Below are 20368 nucleotides of genomic sequence, written 5' to 3' on the forward strand. Positions count from 1 at the left end.
ATAGGCGGGCCAGTTCGTGGTCTTGTAGGTCGAGGGTGTGGGTCTGCTCATGCACGTCAGCTACCATGCTGGATTCACGAGATGAATCCCTCACCGGATTTATGCAACAGAGCCCGTGGTAGGTGTCAACCATGCTAGTGAAGAGGCTAATGTATTCTGCTTTCTGGCGACGCAGGTCAGTAGGATCTGGTAGTAGGTCAATCTGAGCTCGTAGCTGAGATAGATCGAACGTGGCGGATTGTTTGGCGGTTTCAAAGGACGGTTTGTCCAACGTTCCGTCTATCAAAAGGTCTGTCATGCGAGCCAGCTTGGTTTCCAACGCTTCGATCCGAGCCATCAGAGACCGGCGGTTGATATCGAGATCGCTCTGCGCATTACGTTCAACCCAAAGCTGTTGGGTCTGTTTGATCTGCTGCGGGGTCAACTGGACGACTTCAAGAGCCTTTAAAATGGCGTCCTCTATACGATCCTGTCGCATACAAGTCATTGCGCAGTGAGCCTTCTGACAACGGTAGTAAACCTTGAGCTTCTGCCGTTCCGGGACCATTGGCCCATCGCACAATCCACAGCGAAACACACCCTGGAACTGATGGTTGTGCCGGGTCACTTTCTGGCCGCAGCGCCCCGCCTTGATCTGCTGCACCCGCGCGAACTGTCGTTTGGTGATCAGCGGCTCGTGCTTTCCGTCAAACGTCTCACCGGTTCGTTCGATGGTGATCTGGCCGTGGTAGAAGGTGTTTCGCAGAATTTTTTCAATGCCGTGCAGACTCACCGGGTTGGCGAAGTGGCCACGCAATCCGCGTCGATCCATTTCTTTTTGCAAGCTGCGTAGGGAATGTTGTCCGCTGAGATAGAGTGCATAGAGGTCTTTGATCAGAGGGGCTGTCTGCGGGCAGGGGGCCTTGGCTTGGCCCCGCCCAGTGTCCAGGTAGCCCAGCGGCGCTTTGAACGGGTAGGGTCGAACAAACAAAGCGGAGACAACCTGATGTCTGGAAGCTCGAAGTAAACGTGAGGGAGTGGCGACTCCTCACCAATTCGATTGTCCGCTTCGGCAATGCCAATGCCAATGCCAATGCCAATGATTTCCTCGCCTATATGCAACCGGCTCAAAAAAGAGATCATGGCGATGACAAGATCCCAGACACGGCCCTCTACACCTCATTGAGATCCGACGGGATGACGAAAATCCAGGCTGGATCAAAGAGGGGCGGCGCAATGTGCTGCCTTGTTTTCGTGAATTTGAAGAATCTGACATCTCTGACAGGGCATTTTCTCGTGCCCGAACCCTTCGGGACCAATCGCGTGGGTTGTCAGCATGATGTCGCCCTAATAGCGCTGTCGGACAAATTGGAATTGGTCCGACAGCGCCATTCAGCAGGCGTAGCGTGTCCGGTCCGTCATCTTCGTCCAGGCGCTTTAGTAGCTACCTAACTGTAACAACCGGTCCGAAAATCCGCAACCAGCTCTCAGCTTGGCGGGGCGACTGCTTTATATGTGCTGCCATTCTTCTGGAACCCAAGCGTAGGCCCCGTCTTTTTCTTCGACATGACCGATACCAGGGAACGGCAAATGGGTGCCCGCAACGGCGATCTTGTCGGCAACCACCATATCCAAGACACGGCGGCGCGTCTCGGCGGCCTGCACGCCATCTGCGTCAAAGGCGATACCGGCATCAGGGTGGCTAAACTGCAGCGACGCCAAAGCTGTGCTGTCTCCCCATATGATCAACTGATCAGAGCCATCCGACACACGGACCCCACTGTGTCCCGGGGTATGCCCCGGCATTGCCAAAGTGGTGAGGCCGCCACCAAGATCGGTATTGTCGCCAAACATTTCAGTCCGCTGAGTGTAGGCCTCGCTGACAGCACGTGCCAGGGCAAAGAAACCTTGCGAAGACTCCGGCGCACCCGATGCGATCATCTCGTCCGTCCAGAAGGCATGATCGGCTTCGCTGACATGCAGCGATGCATTCGGGAAGACCGGGCCATTATCTCCGATCAATCCCCCGATGTGATCCGGGTGCATGTGAGTCAACACAATGCGCGTCACGTCTTCAGGTGCAACGCCAAGCAACTCCAGCGATGTGCGCAACCTGCCTGCTGTTGGTCCAAAGGCACCGCCCGCACCAGCATCGACCAAGCTAACCTGGTCTCCTTGGCGAATGACGTGAGTACTGATTGCCAGCGGAATCGGATTCGCGGGGTTAAGATAGGCCGCCTTCATTCCTTCCGCGATTTGCTCGTCCCCGAGGTTAGTCACAAGGTTCTGATCGAGCTTGAAATACCCGTCCAGCAATGTCGTCACGCGCAGATTGCCGACCATACGATCATAGAAGGTTGGAAGTGGTGCCGTTGCATGGGCCGCGGCTTGCAGGGGGTGTGGGCGTCCGGCGGCAAGAAGGGCGGCCCCACCCGCGGCGCCCAGAATCAATCCACGGCGCGAAAGGTCGAAAGAAGTCATGAGTAATTCCTTGTTTCATCTGCAGAAACTTCAATTCTGCGTATCGTATGCTTTTAATCAAATAGGTCTTAATTTCAGATGACCACCCACCGAAAGCATGGACAGACCAACGGCTCTCGGACGAACAGCGGACCTCTTACGGATTTGCGGCACACCACAACTCGGGCTCGAAGCTGACCTTCTCCGCTTCGCGGCGTCATGGAGGATCGGCCCAGGCAACATTAACACTCTCGGCCCTGAGCGGATGTTTGTGCAGTATGCAGCGAATGACCGCTCCGAGCCCACAATGACCGATGCTGCGGGATGGGCGAAAGGCCGATTTCAGAGCTCCCAGCGATCGCGAACGTTTTAGCGGGGTCCAGGCTTGCACCGCTGGGCGTATCGAAACCAGCGATCGCGCCCCAATGCAACGGCAGAACTGTTCAACTCGGCCGGGTTGGCATGAAACCCCTGTGTTGACGATATTCATGAACAAATTCAGCGAAACGTCCCAAGGGGTTCAGACAAACTCGGAGCGTAAAAACGGCACTCTTGCAAGAAGCTGCGCGGCGATACCCCCTTCGAATTTCAAAGATTGGTACCCGACTAGAATTCTGCCGGGCACCTTCATTTCTCAGGCCGATTGCATATTCAGCGCTTGCCCGTCGTGCTTGCCGGACGTTGCGGCCTCTACCAGCACGGCGGCCACGTCGGCGCGGCTGGCTTTTGCGGACAGATCGACCTTGTCGCCAAGAATGACATCGTCACTGCGACCGTCATCGGTCAGCGAGACGGGCCGCAGGATGGCATAGGTCAGGCCGGACGCCATGAGACGCCATGAGATGTTCGTCGGCGTCGTGCTTGGCCTTCAGGTAATGCGCCAGGTCGCCCGACGGATCGGACTGGTCCGCGCCGATGGAACTGAGCATCACGAAGCGATCGACGCCCGCGTCGTTCGCCGGATCGATCAGCCGCATCGCGCCATTGCGATCCACCTTGTCGGTCATCTCTGGCCCGGTTGATCCACCGGACCCTGCGGCAAAGATCACCACGTCGGCTCCGTTGCAAACGCCCGGTTGCAGGTCGGTCAGATCGCCGTGCCGCAGGTCGGTGCCTTCGGGCAGGGTCGATGTATCAGAGCCTTCGCGGACAAGTGCAGTCACGTTGTGGCCTTGATCCAGCAAGTTCTGAGTCAGAAGCAGGCCGGTCTTGCCGGTGGCACCGGCAATCAGGATATTCATGGGCGTAAGAGAATCCCTTCGTTAAATTTACGCGGGCGGTGCCATCGGGCCCGCCGCTCGGGTTGCAGCGATGTAACCGGGCTGTTCCTGAAACGCGTCCCAATAGGCGGCGATCTTGGGATGATCGGCCAACAGGCCCAAGCGCGCCAGCAACGCGATGATATAGGACATCTGGATGTCCGCCAGCATCGCGGTGTTGCCGAACAACATCGGCCCGTCACCAATGGCCCGCGCGATATAGTCAAGGTTGGTATCGAGCGCCGCTTTTGCATCGTCAGGCACCGGGTTTCCCTGAAATGCAGGCATGATCGCCCGCACGGCAACCTCGGCAAAGGAGGCTTCAACATAGTCGAACAGCGCTTCGTGCCGCCAGTAATCGGCCGTGCCGCGCGGCGGCGTGTGGGTGTCATCGTCGAACTTGGCCGCCAGATAACGCAGGATCGTGGTGGATTCCGCGATCATCTCGCCGTCATCGTCGATCACTGGGGATTTGCCCAGCGGGTGAACCTTGGACAATTCATCGGGCGCGCGAAAATCGTCTGTCCGGTCATAGTCGACCCGGTTGCAGGGCTGGCCTAGATCGGCCAGCAGCCACAGGATGCGGGTGGCGCGGGAGTGTTGCAGGGCGTGGAGCGTAATCATGGCAGAAAAATCCCTTTCACGTTGGCGAATTCCTTCATGCCAAAGCCGCCGTGTTCGCGCCCGTAGCCTGAGACATTGACCCCGCCGAACGGCATGTTCGGATCGGCAGCCCCGAAGGAGTTTATCCGGATCATGCCGGTGTCAAAATGATCGCGGGCCAGCTTCAGCGCGCGGTCTTCGTCCTTGCAGAAGATGCCGCCACCCAAGCCATAGCGGCTGTCGTTCGCAATCCGTATCGCGTCTTCGTCGTCTTTAGCGCGGATGACGGCGGCGACGGGGCCGACGATCTCGTCGTCATAGGCGGGCATGCCGGGGGCGCGATCCGCGTGGGACAGGACGCGCCATTCCAAAAACGCGGCGTGTGCGGCCTCGAGCATCGCTGTGGCCTCCTGCTCGAACATCAGCGGATAGGTCTTGATGGGCTCGCCCGTCGCGGGGTTGGTTGTCGTGATCGCTGACATGACGGATCCTTGAAATAAGGGGAAAGGTCGGGCCGGTGCATATCCCAGCGGCCCGATATCAGATCAGCGCCAGCAGTTTCTTGGCCGCATCTTCCGAAGAGGTCGGGTTCTGGCCTGTCACGAGTTTTCCGTCCGTCACCACAAAGGATGCCCAGTCGTCGCCCTTTTTGTAGTCACCACCGTTGGACTTCAGCATATCCTCGACAAGGAACGGCACGACATCGGTCAGGCTAACGCCCTCTTCTTCGGTGTTGATGAAGCCGGTAACGGTCTTCCCGGAAACAAGGGGCTTGCCGTCGGCACCTTCCGTGTGGCGAAAGACTGCGGGCGCATGGCAGACCGCGCCCACGAGGCGGTCGCTGGACGCAAAGGTTTCGATCAGGGACTTGCTGTCTGCGTCCTCAGCCAGATCCCACAATGGTCCGTGTCCGCCAGGATAGAAGATTGCATCGAAGCCATCCGCCAAGACGTCCGACAGCTTCACGGTATTCGCCAAGTCTTTCTGGACCGCGTCGTCGTTCTTGAAGCGCTTCGTCGCGTCAGTCTGGGCATCGTCGGTGTCGCTGGATCGATCGAGCGGCGGCTGGGGGTGTTGTAAAAGGGCGGGAAGCCGACTTTCGCTGCGGACGTGAAACAGGCTGGACGACGAAATTAAATTTTCGACCTTTGCATCACGTGCAGATCTCGCCCGAGACCTCCTGTGAGATCAGGTTGGCCCTGAGTAAGGAACCTGACAATGCATTTCCCGGAAAACGGAAATCGCCCGCCGTTGCGGTGGAAACGGCTTTGGTGGAAGTCGCGCTCGTCGATTGAGCGTCGACTTGCGGCAACAAGCAGGGAAATCGCGCAAAATGTAAGCAAACCGAGGGTTGAGCGCCGTGGATACACGGTCGTCATTGTAATCTGATATCGGGCCTGCCTGCCAATGGCTCATGGTCTCACCTCTCAAAGTCACTATCGTCGAAGCTGATCCCGGCAGAGCGGCTCTGATCGAGGAGAGCTTGAAGCGCGCGGGGCCCTGCGAGCTGTCGGTCGTGTCCGATATGACGAGATTGACGGCGGCGATTGCCGTCAACCGTCCGGATATTGTCCTAATAGATCTCGACAACCCTTCGCGCGACGCGCTCGAGGAGTTGACGCTTGCGTCGTCGCCTCTTGACCGGCCAGTGGCTCTCTTCGTCGATCAAAGCGATGAGGGGTTGGCGAAGATGGCGATCGAGGCGGGGGTATCTGCATATGTCGTGGACGGGTTGCGGGCGGACCGGATCACGCCAATTCTTGATGCGGCCGTCGCGCGCTTCAACCTGTTTCGCAAGATGCGGGTCGAATTGAACGCGACCAAGCGGGCTCTGGAAGAGCGCAAGACGATCGACCGGGCCAAGGGTATCCTGATGAAAGCGCGCGAGATCGATGAGGAAGCGGCTTACGCCTTGCTACGCCGGACCGCGATGGATCAAGGGCGCAAGGTGATTGACGTCGCCGCAGCGCTCGTGTCGACGGCGGGACTACTATCGTGACACTGTCCCCGCTGCCCGTCGGGTTTCTGCCGCTGGTCGATGCTGCACCGCTGATCGTTGCGGCTGAGATGGGATTCGATCATGCAGAGGGTTTCGCACTTGATCTGCGCCGCGCGACGTCGTGGTCCGGTTTGCGCGACATGGTCTCGTTTGGACAGGTCATGGCCGCGCAAATGCTCTCGCCGATGCCCGTCGCAGCCGCGCTTGGGCTTGGCGGTGTCAGCGTCGGGCTGTCGGCGATTTCCGTGCTATCTACGAATGGAGAAGTAATCGGTGTCAGCAGCAGGATCGCTGATCAGCTGCGCGCGATACCGAACGCCTTGGCCTTCAACGACGCCGCGGCGGCGGGCGCTGCGCTGATCTCGATTGCGGGTGGTCCGCTTCGTATGGGCGTGCCGTTTCCGTTCTCGATGCACGCCGAATTGCTGTATTACTGGCTATCGTCCCTCGGCTTGCCTGCGCCATCCGGGCTCGACATACGCACGGTTCCGCCGCCGCTGATGGCTGCAGCGATGGCATCGGGTGAAATCGATGCCTTCTGCGTGGGAGAGCCTTGGGGATCCATCGCCGTCGAACAGAATGCTGGTGAATTGCTTTTGCCCGGATGCGCGATTTGGCCTGGTGCTCCTGAGAAGATCCTGGGGGTCCGAACCGATTTAGTTGAGACGATCGCAGAGCAACTCAGCGCGCTTGTCCGGGCGGTATGGCATGCAGGACAGTGGTTGGACGACCCGCGAAATCACACCGTCGCCTGCGAAATCCTGTCGAGCCGTACCTACCTCGACGTCCCAAGCGAGATAATAGACCGATCCCTCACGGGTCATCTGCTGACCTCGGCACGCGGGGGGAGCCACGTGGTGCGCGACTTCGTAGGCTTTTCACAGACAATGCCGGAGGAGCGGCACGCTGCGTGGATGGCGGGCAGGCTTGCTGGCCGCCTTGGCCTTGATAAGACGGCGGCGGTGCCAGCTGGGCGTGTGAGGTTTGCAGCGGCGTTTCACCGAAACGCGGTCCAAGCGATTCCCGAGCATCAGCCCCAGTCGCCCCGCTTGGACCGTTTTTTCGATGGGCGTGATTTGGACATCGACCTGGGAGATTGACCAAGAATCGGGCAGGTGGACGCCGCGCTGCGGAATCATGCAATTCTGCACGTGCAAATTAATAGAACCCTCTTGATCGCACCCGATCGGCCATGTTCCCACCGATTAGGGCAGACAATGACGTTAGTCCGACAGCATTCCCCAAAGTCCGGGTGATCCGAGCAGAGCCGCTCGACCTACATGCGCATCAGCGCCTGAAAGGTCAGCGGCCGTTTTCGTTTGTCCGGGCCCGTCCCGGATCTCAGAAGGGACAATACCACATGAAAAACATCGCAATCGGCTTTCTCGCCTCGACCATTCTCTCCGGGCCGGCCTTCGCGCAGCTTTTGGAGCTTGAAAAGGACGAGCTGACGCTCGGCTTCATCAAATTGACCGACATGGCACCGCTCGCAGTGGCCTATGAGCAGGGATATTTCTTGGACGAGGGCCTCTTCGTTACGCTGGAAGCGCAGGCCAACTGGAAGGTCCTTCTCGACGGCGTCATCGGCGGCCAGTTGGACGGCGCGCATATGCTGGCCGGTCAGCCGCTGGCGGCGACCATCGGTTATGGCACCGAGGCGCATATCATCACGCCCTTCTCAATGGACCTGAACGGCAACGGCATCACCGTGTCGAACACGGTCTGGGAGCAGATGAAGCCTAATATCCCCAAGATGGAGGACGGCCGCCCACAGCATCCCATAAGCGCCGAAGCGCTGGCCCCGGTCGTCGAAAGCTACAAGGCAGAAGGCAAGCCGTTCAACATGGGCATGGTCTTCCCCGTCTCGACCCACAATTACGAGTTGCGCTACTGGCTGGCCTCCGGCGGGTTGAACCCCGGTTTCTACTCGCCCGCCGATAACTCGGGCCAGATCGATGCGGACGTGTTCCTGTCGGTCACCCCCCCGCCGCAGATGCCCGCGACACTCGAGGCCGGCACGATTGACGGCTATTGCGTGGGTGAACCGTGGAACCAACAGGCCGTAGCCAAGGGCATCGGCGTGCCCGTCATCACCGACTACGAGATATGGAAGAACAATCCCGAAAAGGTCTTCGGTATCTCGGCCGACTTCGCGGAGGCCAACCCGAACACAACCATCGCCCTGACCAAGGCGCTGATCCGCGCGGCGATCTGGCTGGATGAGAACGACAACGCGAACCGGGAGGAGGCCGTCGAGATCCTGTCGCGCCCCGAATATGTCGGTGCCGACGCGGACGTCATCTCCGCCTCCATGACCGGTACCTTCGAGTACGAGAAGGGCGACGTGCGCGAAGTTCCCGACTTCAACGTCTTCTTCCGCTACAACGCGACCTATCCCTTCTACTCCGACGCCATCTGGTACCTGACGCAGATGCGCCGCTGGGGTCAGATCGCCGAGCCGCAGACCAATGAGTGGTTCGACGAGACAGCGCGTGAAGTCTACCGCCCGGACATCTACCTCGAAGCTGCGCGGATGCTTGTGGACGAGGGCATGGCGGGAGAGGCCGACTTCCCGTGGGAAAGCGACGGCTACAAGGACCCGACGCCCGCCGCCGACATTATTGACGGCATCGCCTACGACGGGCGCGACCCAAACGGCTACATCGACAGCCTGATCATCGGCCTGAAGTCCGGCGAAAGCGCCGACGGCTGATCTGATCCTGGCCTCGCCCGCCGCCGGGCGGGGCCCTCCCAACCCCGTATCCTCCCCGGAGACCGCCATGACCGTCGTCGATCCCGATCACATCGAAGCCCAGCACCGCGAAGCCCGCCGCGCAGTCTGGTTCACTCGTATCAACAAAGCGGACGCTTGGTTCTCGGTCTTGGGGCTCGCTTGGGTGACGCCGCTTCTCAAGGCCGCCGCCGGGGACAACCCGCGCGGGCAGATGAAGGACATCTGGCGCCTGCTGGGCGTGCCGCTCCTGTCGATCCTTGTGTTTCTGATGCTCTGGGCCACGCTGGCCCCTCGCGTCGTGACATCGCTGGGTGCCATCCCTGGACCGGTCGCGGTGTGGGAACAGGCGGGCGAGCTGCACGCCGACGCCGTGGCCAAGTCCGAAAAGGAAGCTGTCTTTCAGGAACGGCTTGTCGTGCGCAACCAGCGCCTGATCGATGCGGGCCGCGCCGATGAAGTGCGCGCCATCGCCTACACCGGCGCGCCCAGCTACTACGACCAGATCTGGACCTCCATCAAAACGGTGTTCTTCGGCTTCCTTGTAGCGTCCGTCGTGGCCATCCCGCTGGGCATCGCGGCGGGCCTATCGCCTACGGCGAACGCGGCGCTCAACCCGCTGATCCAGATCTTTAAACCCGTCTCTCCGCTAGCCTGGCTGCCGATCGTCACGATGGTGGTATCCGCCGTTTACGCCACCAATGACGGGCTCTTCTCCAAGTCGTTCCTCGTGTCGGCCATCACGGTGACGCTCTGCTCGCTCTGGCCGACGTTGATCAACACGGCACTGGGCGTCGCATCCATCGACCGCGATCTCATCTCGGTCAGCCGGGTGCTGAAAATGGGCCCGTATTCCAAGATCACAAAGCTCGTCCTGCCCTCCGCTCTCCCGCTCATCTTCACCGGCCTGCGTCTGAGCCTCGGTGTCGGCTGGATGGTCCTGATCGCAGCCGAGATGCTCGCGCAGAACCCCGGTCTGGGCAAATTCGTCTGGGACGAGTTCCAGAACGGCTCCTCTCAGTCGCTCGCCCGGATCATCGTGGCCGTCCTGACGATTGGGATCATCGGCTTCCTGCTCGACCGGGTGATGTACGCGCTCCAGTCCTTGTTCACCTTCTCGGCCAACCGGTGAGCGACATGGGCATTCTTCAGTTTCAGAACGTGAACAAGGGTTTCGGTCAAGGCACGCACCGTGCCGAAATTCTCAAGAACATCACGCTCGACGTGACCGAGGGCGAATTCGTCGCCATCCTCGGGTTTTCCGGCACCGGGAAATCCACCCTGATGAATCTGATCGCCGGGCTGGAGGCGCCCGACAGCGGAACCGTCACCTTCCGCGGTGGCCCGATCACCGGTCCCGGGCCAGAGCGGGGGCTGGTGTTTCAGAGCTACAGCCTGATGCCGTGGCTCACTGTGCGCGGCAACGTGATGCTGGCCATAGATGCCGTCCATTCCGGATTGTCCAAGGCCGAGAAGGCCGCCAAGGCGGATCACTATATCGCCATGGTTGGCCTGCCGCACGCCGCGCATCGCCGTCCGGCAGAGTTATCGGGCGGAATGCGCCAACGCGTCGCCGTGGCACGTGCGCTGGCGATGGAGCCGGAACTGCTGCTGCTCGACGAGCCGCTGAGCGCGCTCGACGCGCTGACCCGGGCCAATCTCGCCGATGAGATTCTGGAAATCTGGGAGGCGGACAAGAAGACTTGCATCCTGATCACCAACGATGTGGACGAGGCAATCCTGCTGGCTGATCGGATCATCGTGCTCAACCCTGATGGCACCTTGGCCGATCCGGTGCCCGTAACCCTGCCGCGTCCGCGCGACCGGGCCGCGATGAACACCGACGAGGCGTTCAAGGCGCTGCGCGGTCAGGTCACGCAATACCTGATGGACGTCGGCATGGCCGCCAAGGTCGAGGAGACGCGGCACCTGCCCAATGTCACGCCCATTCACGGGGTGCCGCGGGCGGTAATGCAGGCAGCAGAAAGCAACTTGGACGAACGCTACCTGACCTTCGCGGGCCTTCATAAGGTCTACCCGACGCCAAAGGGACCGCTGACCGTCGTAGAGGATTTCGAGCTGAAGGTGAACAAGGGGGAGTTCATTTCCCTCATCGGGCACTCGGGCTGCGGCAAGTCCACCGTTCTTACCATGGCGGCGGGCCTCAACCCGATCTCCCAGGGGGCGATCCGCCTTGATGGCTGGGACGTGGAGGGGGCGGACCCGGAACGCGCGGTCGTCTTCCAGTCGCCCAACCTCTTTCCGTGGCTTACGGCCAAGGAGAACGTCTCCATCGGCGTGGACAAGGTCTACCCCAAGGCATTGCGGGCCGAGCGGCAGGACGTGGTCGAATACTACCTGGAGCGCGTGGGCCTGGCCGATGCGATGGACCAAGGGGCCGCGTCGATGTCGAACGGCATGAAGCAGCGGGTCGGCATCGCACGGGCCTTTGCGCTTTCGCCTAAATTGCTGCTGCTTGATGAGCCTTTCGGGATGCTCGACAGTTTGACCCGGTGGGAATTGCAGGAAGTCCTGATGGAAGTCTGGTCGCGCACCAAGGTCACGGCGATTTGCGTGACGCACGACGTGGATGAGGCGATTCTGCTGGCCGACCGGGTGGTGATGATGACGAACGGGCCGCAGGCGACCATCGGCAAGATCACGGAAGTTGATCTGCCGCGCCCGCGCACCCGCAAAGCGCTGTTGGCGCATCCCGACTACTATGCCTATCGCCAGGAAGTCCTCGATTTCCTGGAGGAATATGAGCACGGGGCAAAGCCCAAGCCGAAACCCCAAACAATCGCTGCGGAGTAAGCCAATGACACGCAACCTGATCGTCATCGGGGCAGGCATGGCCTCCGGTCGGATGCTCGAACATCTGTTCGAGACACAGCCCGGCCAGTGGAACGTGACCCTGTTCAATGCCGAGCCGCGCGGCAATTACAACCGCCTGATGCTCTCGCCCGTTCTCTCGGGCGAGAAGACCTACGCAGAAATCGTCACCCACGACCCCGATTGGTACGAGGCGCAGGGCGTGACCTGTCGGTTCGGCGAGAAAGTCGTCCGCATCGACCGGGAGGCCCGTCTGGTGGTCCCCTCCAATGGGGAAGAATTGCCCTACGACAAGCTGGTCATCGCCACCGGCTCCAACCCTTTCATGATCCCGCTGCCGGGGCATGACCTGGACGGAGTGATTCCATACCGCGATCTGGAGGACACCGAGCGGATGATGGGCCTCGGCGATGCGCCGGGGGCAAAGGCCGTCGTCATCGGCGGAGGTCTACTGGGGCTGGAAGCGGCAGCGGGCATGGCAGCGCGCGGCATCAATGTGACGGTCGTGCATATCATGGGTCACTTGATGGAGCGTCAGCTGGATGAGGCGGCGGGCTATCTTCTGAAGAAGGCCTTGGAAGACAAGGGCATCACCGTCCTGACCGGGGCGAACTCTAAGGCGATCTTGGGCGAGGGCGGCAAGGTCCGTGCGCTGCAACTCGACGACGGGACGGAGCTGCCCTGCGACCTGCTGTGCATGGCCGTGGGGATCCGCCCGAACGTGGCACTGGCACAGGACGCCGGGCTGGCCGTGGGCAAGGGCATCCATGTGGACGATCAGATGGTCACCTCCGATGCCGACATCTTGGCGCTGGGCGAATGCGTGGAGCATCAGGGTGCGATCTTCGGCCTCGTCGCCCCGCTCTACGATCAGGCGAAGGTGGCAGCGGAAACGCTGGGCGAGACACCGGCCGCCTTCGTGCCCAGGGAAGTGGCGACCAAGCTCAAGGTCACCGGCTGCGACCTCTTCTCTGCCGGGGATTTTGCGGAAGGGGACGGGCGCGACGACATCGTGTTCCGGGACCCGTCGCGCGGGGTCTACAAGCGCCTCGTGCTGGAGGGCGAGCGCCTGATCGGCGCGGTGATGTATGGCGACACGGGCGATGGCGCATGGTTCCATGGTCTGATCAAGGACCGCACCGATGTGTCTGATATGCGCGACACGCTGATCTTCGGCCCGGCTTTCCAGGGGGGGGGCCAAGCGGACCCTTTGGCAGCCGTTGCAGCCTTGGCGGATGACGCCGAGATCTGTGGCTGCAACGGCATCTGCAAATCCACGATCCAGACCGCCATCAAGGGCGGAGCGACCACCCTGTCGGACGTGCGTGCGCAAACCAAGGCCAGCGCCTCCTGCGGGACGTGCACGGGGCTGGTCGAACAGGTGATGGCGCTGACGCTCGGCGAAGGGTTCGAGGTTCAGACGGTCAAGCCGATGTGCCCCTGCACGTCACTGACCCATATGGACGTCCGCCGCCTGATCAAATCACAGGGGCTAAAATCCATGGCGGCTGTCATGCAGGAATGTGGCTGGACCACGTCTTGTGGCTGCGCCTCGTGCCGACCGGCGCTGAATTACTACCTGCTGTGCGATTGGCCTGGCGAATACGTCGACGACGACCAGAGCCGCTTCGTGAACGAGCGGATGCACTCCAACATCCAGAAGGATGGTACCTATTCCGTCGTCCCGCGCATGTGGGGCGGCATCACCACGCCAGACGAGCTGCGCGCCATCGCCGACGCTGCCGACAAGTACAATGTGCAGACGGTCAAGGTCACTGGCGGTCAGCGGATCGATCTGCTGGGCGTGAAAAAACAGGACCTGCCGGACATCTGGGCCGACTTGAACGCCGCCGGAATGGTCTCCGGTCAGGCCTACGCCAAGGGGCTGCGCACGGTGAAGACCTGCGTCGGCACCGACCATTGCCGCTTCGGCACGCAGGACAGCACCGGGCTGGGCATCCGCATGGAAAAGGCACTCTGGGGATCGTGGACGCCCGCGAAGGTCAAGATGGCGGTGTCGGGCTGCCCCCGGAATTGCGCGGAGAGCACCTGCAAGGACGTGGGCGTGATCTGCGTGGACAGTGGCTACGTGCTTCACATTGGCGGGGCGGCGGGCCTGCACATCCAGGGCACCGAGGTGATGTGCACCGTAAAGACCGAGGATGAGGTGCTGGAATACACCGCCGCCGTCGTCCAGCTCTACCGCGAGGAAGCCGCCTATCTGGAGCGGATGTACAAGTGGATGGATAACGTCGGCCTCGACCACATCGTCGAACGGGTGGTCACTGATGCTGAGAGCCGAAAGGCGCTGGCCGACCGCTTCTACTACGCCCAGCGGTTCATGCAGCATGACCCGTGGGCCGAGCGGACGAAGCCGGAATACCGGGAGCTTTATGCTCCGCTGGCCGATCTGACACTGGAGGCCGCAGAATGAGCGACTGGATCGATATTGGCGCGCTCAGCGCCATTCCCGAACGTGGCGCGCGACTGGTGAAGACAGCACTGGGCTGCGTTGCCGTCTTCCGCACTATCGACGACGAGGTCTTCGCCATCGACGATGCGTGTCCGCACAAGGGCGGGCCGCTTTCCGAAGGGATCGTGCATGGCCGCTCGGTCACCTGTCCGCTGCACAACATGGTGCTGCGGCTGGATACCGGGATGGCGCAGGGGGCGGACGAAGGGTCGGTTGCCACCTATCCCGTAAGGGTCGAGGCGGGGCGTATCCTGCTGGATACCGAGAAGCTGCGGCGCGGGCGCGTCGCGTGAGCGGTGCCATCGCGTCGGGCGAGATTCGGACCACTTGCGCCTATTGCGGCGTTGGATGCGGTATTCTGGCCCGGTCGGACGGGCAGGGAGGCGTCGCAGTGCGGGGCGACCCGGACCACCCGGCGAACTACGGGCGGCTCTGCTCCAAGGGCGTCGCGCTGGGCGAGACGATGTCGCTTAACGACCGGCTGTTGGCACCGCGCGTGAACGGGGCGGAGACGGGATGGGACGATGCGCTGGACCTCGTCGCCGACCGGTTCAGCAGCGCCATCGCCCAGCACGGCCCGGATGCGGTTGCCTTCTACGTCTCGGGACAACTGCTGACCGAGGATTACTACGTCGCCAACAAGCTGATGAAGGGCTTCATCGGATCGGCCAACATCGATACGAATTCGCGCCTATGCATGGCCTCTACCGTGGCCGGCCACAAGCGGGCCTTCGGTACCGACACCGTGCCCGGCACCTACGAGGACATCGAACTGGCCGACTTGGTGGTGCTGGTGGGGAGCAACCTGGCATGGTGCCATCCGGTCCTTTACCAACGGCTGGCGCAGGCCAAGGTAGACCGGCCCGAGATGCGCGTCGTCGTCATCGACCCGCGCCGCACGGCCACCTGTGATCTGGCCGATCTGCACTTGGCACTTGAATCGGGCAGCGATGTCGCGCTGTTCAACCGCCTGCTGACCGCGATCCACGAAGGCGGAGCGGTGGATGCCGATTACCTGCGCCATGTGGACGGCTTCGATGCGACGCTCCGCGCGGCGGCCAGCGAGGACGGGACCGCAACCAATCTGGCCGAGCGCGACATCCGTTTCTTCTGCGATCTGTGGGTTCGGACAGAGAAGGTCGTTACCGTATTCAGTCAGGGGGTGAACCAATCCACCTCGGGCACCGACAAGGTCAACGCGATCCTCAACTGTCATCTGGCGACCGGGCGGATCGGGCGGCCCGGCATGGGCCCGCTTTCGGTCACGGGCCAGCCCAACGCGATGGGCGGGCGCGAGGTGGGAGGGCTGGCCAACGCGCTGGCCTGCCACATGGACCTGGCCGAACCGGCCCACCGCGACGCGGTGCAGGCCCTCTGGAACGCTCCTGCAATGCCCCATCAGGCGGGGCTAAAGGCCGTCGACCTGTTCGACCGGGTGGCCGACGGCACGATCAAGGCGCTTTGGATCATCTGTACCAACCCGGCTGTCTCGATGCCCGAGGCCGACCGAGTGCGCGATGCCATCAGGGGCTGCGATTTCGTCGTGGTCAGCGACGTAACCGAGCGGACAGACACGGCGCAACTTGCGCACGTGCTGCTGCCCGCCACAGGCTGGGCCGAGAAGGACGGAACCGTCACCAACTCCGACCGCACCATCAGCCGCCAGCGCGCGCTGTTGCCGGCACCGGGCCGGGCGCGGCACGATTGGGACATTCTGGCCGACGTGGGCCGTCGCATGGGTTGGCCCGAGGCGTTCAACTATTCCCACCCATCCCAAATTTTTGATGAGCATGCCGCGCTCTCCAGCGTGGCGGCGGGGTTCGGACTGGACTTCGACATCTCCGGGCTGCGTGCCCTGGGGCAGGAGGGGTATGACGCGTTTCCGCCGACCCGGTGGCCGGTGACGCTGGCCGGTACTATCGAGCGGTTCTATGCGGATGGTGGTTTCCACACACCAAATGGTCGCGCGCGCATGGTGCCGGTTATGGCGCGGGCTCCGGTGGCCCGCACCGGCCCACGCTTTCCGTTCCGGCTCAACACCGGTCGCATCCGCGACCAATGGCACACGATGACGCGCACGGCCAAGGCACCGCGCCTGAACCAGCACTTGGGTGAACCTTTTCTCCAAGTGCACCCCGATGACGCTGCTACCCTTGGAATCGAACCCGCCACGCTCGTCGAGGTGACAAGCCCGACGGGGCGCTGCGTCCTGCGCGCGTCGATCACTGACCGGGTGACCCGGGGGCAGGTCTTTGCGCCGATACACTGGACCGCGCAGACGGCACCGACGGGGCGGGTTGATGCGCTCGTCGCGTCCGCCGTCGATCCCCTGTCGGGACAACCCGAGAGCAAGGCTGCGGTCGTCGCCCTGGCCCCGTTCGCGGCAGATTGGTTTGGCTTCGCCGTCAGCACGACCGCGCTGAAGGCCGATTGCGCCTATTGGGCGCGCAGTAAGGGGACCGGCGGCTGGCGCGCGGAACTGGCGGGCACCACGACGCCGGGCGACTGGGAAGCCGAGGCGCGCCGCCTCTTCGACCTGCCGGATGCCGCGTGCCAGTCGATCAGCGACCCAAGCGGGGGTATCGCGCGATTGGCTTTCAGTCAGGATGGCCTTCTGGTCGCGGCGCTCTTCGTCTCGCGAGCACCCGTCGCCCTGTCGCGAGACCATCTTGCGGCTCAGCTGGGCCAGTTGCTGGACGCGCCGCTTGCCGGACGGCCCGGCGCGGATCGGCCCGATCCGGGGCCAGCGCTCTGCGCCTGTATGAACGTCGGGCGAAACACGATCCTTGCCGCCATCGGGTCGGGCGAAGCGGCGACGGTGGCAGAGGTAGGGGCCTGCACGACAGCCGGCACGAACTGCGGCTCCTGCCGGCCGGAGATCGCCGCCCTCCTAGAACGCCATCAGATGCTGACGGCGGCGGAATGAACGGTCTCGCTCCCTTCGTGGCCATCCTTGGGCGCGGGCAAGGCAGGGCGCGGGCGCTCACCCAGGCCGAGGCTTTCAGTGCGATGACAGAAATCCTTGGCGGTCGCGCTGCGCCCGAGGCGATTGGAGCGCTTCTTATGCTGTTGCGTATGAAGGGTGAAACAGCGCCCGAAATCGCCGGCTTCACCGCCGCCGCGCGGGCGCATCTGCCGCCGTGGACCGGGCCACGCCCCGCGCTCGACTGGCCGACCTACGCTGCCGGGCGCACGCGGGGGCAGCCGTGGTTTCTGCTCTCGGCCAAGCTGGTGGCGCAGGCCGGGTTTCCCGTGCTGCTGCACGGCTGGAATTCGCATCAGGCGTCGATGGCTTCCGTCCGCGACGCGCTCGCCATTCCGGGGATCGCGCAGTGCACGTGGGAAGGCGCGCCAGGCCGTATTGCTGCCGACCGCATCGCATATGTCCCGCTGGAGGATGTCTCGCCTCACCTGGTGGGTTTGCTGCGCCTCCGCGATGTTCTGGGCTTGCGGTCATGTATCAACACGGTTCTGCGCATGCTCAATCCGGCGGGTGCAGCGGCGACGGTGCAGGGTGTCTTCCATCCGCCCTACCGCGAGTTGCAACGCGATGCGGCACACCTCCTGGGGCAGCGCGACCTCTGCGTGCTCAAGGGCGGGGGTGGCGAGTTCGAGCATCATCCGACCAAGGACATATCGCTCCACGGGCTGCGTGATGGGGCGGTCTGGGCGGGTTCGAGCGGCATGCATCATTCCGGACGACAGCGTCTTGCGGAGACGACGGCACCCCTTGCCGACGTCTGGGCAGGCACTGCAGAGGATGACTTCGCCACCGCCATCGTGGTCAGCACGGCGGCTCTGGCGCTGGACACGCTTGGCCTCCCGAATGCCGCCGCTGCCGCGCGGCACCTCTGGACCCGCCGTCATTATTCCCAAGCCGCCTGAGGTCATCATGCACAGCTTTCCCATGTTTATCCGGACCACCAACCGGCGCGTCGTCATCGCGGGCGGCGGCGAGCAGGCGGCGCAGAAGGCGCGCCTGATGCTCAAGACCGACGCGCACCTGACTTTTCTGGCTGAAGATCTCGACGCGGAACTGGCCGATCTGGTCCGCACCGGCCGCGCGAGGCAGGAGCGCGGGCCCATAACCGCGCGCAGCTTTGCCGATACTGCGATGACCTTCATCGCAACAAGCTGCCCCGGGGTCGACGTCTGCCTGCACACGCTGGCTAAGGCCGGGGGGGCGGCGGTCAACGTCGTCGACCAACCGGCTCTTTGCGACATGACCACGCCCTCGATCGTGGATCGTGACCCGGTCGTCGTCGCCATCGGTACGGAAGGCACGGCCCCGGTACTGGCCCGGCAGATCAAGACGCAACTGGAGCGCATGCTCGACCCCCGACTAGGCAGCTTCGCGGCGCTTGCCGGACGATTGCGCGGGGCTGTTGCGGCGCAGGTGCCCCGTGCCGACCGTCGGGCCTTCTGGCGTTGGGCCTTTGCCGAGGCACCGTGGCATCTGCACAAGACCGGGTCCGAGCGGGCGGCGGCCGACCTTCTCAAGCAGGCAATTGCCGGGCAGGAAACGCCCGCGCAGACCGGGCACATCGCCCTTGTCGGTGCGGGTCCGGGCGCACGCGACCTGCTGACCCTGCGCGCGGTGGAGAGGCTTCAGGAAGCGGACGTGATCTTCTACGACCGGCTGGTTGATCCGGAAGTGCTCGAACTGGCCCGCCGGGATGCAGAGCGTGTCTACGTCGGCAAGGTTGTTGGTGCCCACGCATGGCCGCAGGACAGGATTTGCGCGTTGATCGTCGCGGAAGCCGCCAAGGGTCGGCGCGTTGTGCGCCTAAAGTCGGGAGATCCGTGCATCTTCGGCCGCGCCACCGAGGAACTCGACGCGGCTCACGCTGTTGGGATCGAGGTCGAAATCGTTCCGGGTGTGACCGCTGCCAGTGCCGCAGCGGCCTCGATGGGACGGTCGCTGACGCAGCGCGGGCAGACGGACGCGCTTGTGCTTGCCACCGGCAGGCATTGTGATCGCTCTGGCGCGCCGGATTGGGCGCGTCACGCGCTGCCGGGCACAACCCTCGTGTTCTACATGGGTGTCGGAGCGGCCGCTCAGATTGGAGAGGCGATCCGGACATCGGGCCTGCCAGAGGCGACTCGCGTTACCATTGCGGCCAGTGTCAGCCGAGCCGATCAGAAGGTGATCGAGACCTCACTGGTCGAGTTCGCGGTGGAATTGGAGCGGCGAGATATCTCGGGAAACGCGCTGATTTTGCTAACGATCCCAGCTGACGCGGAACTTTCTAAGCAGGTCGGCGCTGTTGCGTAACTCACGTCTAAGGCGTGACTTTTCCTTTCCCCTTCAGCATCAGGCCACGACTGTCCGTCGTCAGGGCTTTTGGAACCAAGGGCTGCTTAATCCAAGAGAGAGTTTGGCTCATCTGGCTGGTTTGATTATGCGGCGCGTTGGCTGTGATGCAAGCGTCGCGCTTCGAGCGTCTTTCGTTTGATGCTTTCGCGTTGCTCCAGAATGGCTGTGTCACGACCAAAGTAGACGTCAGATGGCGTGACGTTGTTTAGGCTCTCGTGGTATCGCTGGTGGTTGTAGTGATCGACGAAGGCCTCAATCTGGGCTTCGAGACCGCCCGGCAGGAAGTAGTTTTCCAGAAGGATGCGGTTCTTGAGGGTTTGATGCCAGCGCTCAATCTTGCCCTGGGTCTGTGGGTGATACGGCGCACCACGGGAATGCTTCATGCCTTTGTCCGGCAGCCATTCGGCCAGATCGCCAGAGACGTAACTGGAACCGTTATCGCTGAGCAGCCGGGGTTTGTGGACGACGTGGACCTGATCACAACCTGACGCCTGCAGCGCCAAGTCAAGGGTGTCTGTCACATCCTCGGCTCGCATGTTGGTGCAGAGCTTCCACAAGAGGATGTAGCGGCTGCAATCGTCCAAGATCGTCGACAGATAGAACCAGCCCCAGCCGAGAACCTTGAGCGGGATTATTTTCATCAACCGCAACGGTTTGCGCTGGCGTGATGCGCCTAGAGAGTACGGCCCGCATAAGACGCTCTACAACCGCTGGA

General features: G+C 62.4%; 15 protein-coding genes and 4 pseudogenes. 11 read left to right on the forward strand and 8 right to left on the reverse strand.

The window, feature by feature from the left end:
- From BLV27_RS19185 to BLV27_RS17945, 7 genes and pseudogenes are all read right to left on the reverse strand, one after another.
- On the reverse strand, window positions 1-970 hold a 970-nt coding region (locus BLV27_RS19185; protein WP_170831517.1), incomplete at its 3' end, for a recombinase family protein.
- A gap of 518 nt (window positions 971-1488) precedes the next feature.
- The gene (locus BLV27_RS17925) at window positions 1489-2322 is read right to left on the reverse strand and encodes an MBL fold metallo-hydrolase (RefSeq protein WP_244504746.1); all 834 of its coding nucleotides are present in this window, start codon (window positions 2320-2322) and stop codon (window positions 1489-1491) included.
- A gap of 751 nt (window positions 2323-3073) precedes the next feature.
- Window positions 3074-3268 carry an NAD(P)H-binding protein gene (locus tag BLV27_RS20145; RefSeq protein ID WP_342025474.1) on the reverse strand — a complete coding sequence of 65 codons (195 nt, stop codon included), beginning with the start codon at window positions 3266-3268 and terminating at the stop codon, window positions 3074-3076.
- Window positions 3216-3680 (reverse strand): NAD(P)H-binding protein, encoded by a 465-nt coding sequence (locus tag BLV27_RS17930; RefSeq protein ID WP_342025475.1) that lies wholly within the window; start codon window positions 3678-3680, stop codon window positions 3216-3218. The genes BLV27_RS20145 and BLV27_RS17930 overlap by 53 nt, the downstream gene beginning before the upstream one ends.
- Window positions 3681-3707: 27 nt before the next feature.
- Complete coding sequence (locus tag BLV27_RS17935; protein WP_092647868.1) at window positions 3708-4322, reverse strand: glutathione S-transferase family protein; 615 nt, start codon at window positions 4320-4322, stop codon at window positions 3708-3710.
- Window positions 4319-4648: pseudogene (locus tag BLV27_RS17940) on the reverse strand (aldehyde dehydrogenase family protein); the annotation flags it as partial. The pseudogene BLV27_RS17940 and the gene BLV27_RS17935, both read right to left, overlap by 4 nt.
- Before the next feature lie 193 nt (window positions 4649-4841).
- Window positions 4842-5369: pseudogene (locus BLV27_RS17945) on the reverse strand (type 1 glutamine amidotransferase domain-containing protein); the annotation flags it as partial.
- 346 nt (window positions 5370-5715) lie between these two features.
- On the opposite strand from BLV27_RS17945, the gene BLV27_RS17950 reads away from it, so the two are divergent.
- From BLV27_RS17950 to cysG, 10 genes are all read left to right on the forward strand, one after another.
- Window positions 5716-6300: an ANTAR domain-containing response regulator gene (locus tag BLV27_RS17950; protein ID WP_092647870.1), complete on the forward strand. Its 585-nt coding sequence runs from the start codon at window positions 5716-5718 to the stop codon at window positions 6298-6300.
- Entirely contained in the window at window positions 6297-7400 is a 1104-nt protein-coding gene (locus BLV27_RS17955) for a CmpA/NrtA family ABC transporter substrate-binding protein (RefSeq protein WP_092647871.1), read from the forward strand. The genes BLV27_RS17950 and BLV27_RS17955 overlap by 4 nt, the downstream gene beginning before the upstream one ends.
- Window positions 7401-7660: 260 nt before the next feature.
- The gene (locus BLV27_RS17960; RefSeq protein ID WP_092647872.1) at window positions 7661-9013 is read left to right on the forward strand and encodes a CmpA/NrtA family ABC transporter substrate-binding protein; all 1353 of its coding nucleotides are present in this window, start codon (window positions 7661-7663) and stop codon (window positions 9011-9013) included.
- A 67-nt stretch (window positions 9014-9080) separates the two neighbouring features.
- The gene (locus BLV27_RS17965) at window positions 9081-10163 is read left to right on the forward strand and encodes an ABC transporter permease (RefSeq protein ID WP_092647873.1); all 1083 of its coding nucleotides are present in this window, start codon (window positions 9081-9083) and stop codon (window positions 10161-10163) included.
- 5 nt (window positions 10164-10168) lie between these two features.
- On the forward strand, window positions 10169-11845 hold the full coding sequence (locus BLV27_RS17970; protein ID WP_170831518.1) for an ABC transporter ATP-binding protein: 1677 nt from the start codon (window positions 10169-10171) through the stop codon (window positions 11843-11845).
- A gap of 4 nt (window positions 11846-11849) precedes the next feature.
- On the forward strand, window positions 11850-14297 hold the full coding sequence (nirB, locus tag BLV27_RS17975) for a nitrite reductase large subunit NirB (RefSeq protein ID WP_092647875.1): 2448 nt from the start codon (window positions 11850-11852) through the stop codon (window positions 14295-14297).
- A complete protein-coding gene (nirD, locus tag BLV27_RS17980) occupies window positions 14294-14629 on the forward strand; it encodes a nitrite reductase small subunit NirD (RefSeq protein ID WP_092647876.1) in 336 nt (111 codons plus the stop codon). The genes nirB and nirD overlap by 4 nt, the downstream gene beginning before the upstream one ends.
- The gene (locus BLV27_RS17985) at window positions 14626-17262 is read left to right on the forward strand and encodes a nitrate reductase (protein ID WP_092647877.1); all 2637 of its coding nucleotides are present in this window, start codon (window positions 14626-14628) and stop codon (window positions 17260-17262) included. The genes nirD and BLV27_RS17985 overlap by 4 nt, the downstream gene beginning before the upstream one ends.
- The gene (locus BLV27_RS17990) at window positions 17259-18221 is read left to right on the forward strand and encodes a glycosyl transferase family protein (protein ID WP_092647878.1); all 963 of its coding nucleotides are present in this window, start codon (window positions 17259-17261) and stop codon (window positions 18219-18221) included. The genes BLV27_RS17985 and BLV27_RS17990 overlap by 4 nt, the downstream gene beginning before the upstream one ends.
- Before the next feature lie 22 nt (window positions 18222-18243).
- Window positions 18244-19611, forward strand: coding sequence for a siroheme synthase CysG (cysG, locus tag BLV27_RS17995; RefSeq protein ID WP_244504747.1), 1368 nt, complete (start codon window positions 18244-18246; stop codon window positions 19609-19611).
- A 125-nt stretch (window positions 19612-19736) separates the two neighbouring features.
- Here cysG and BLV27_RS18000 read toward each other — a convergent pair.
- A pseudogene (locus tag BLV27_RS18000) lies at window positions 19737-20279 on the reverse strand (transposase); the annotation flags it as partial.
- Here BLV27_RS18000 and BLV27_RS18005 point away from each other — a divergent pair.
- Window positions 20269-20368 (forward strand): annotated as a pseudogene (locus BLV27_RS18005) (transposase); the annotation flags it as partial. The pseudogenes BLV27_RS18000 and BLV27_RS18005 overlap by 11 nt on opposite strands.

Source organism: Jannaschia faecimaris, assembly GCF_900107415.1.
GTDB classification, from domain to species: Bacteria; Pseudomonadota; Alphaproteobacteria; order Rhodobacterales; family Rhodobacteraceae; genus Jannaschia; species Jannaschia faecimaris.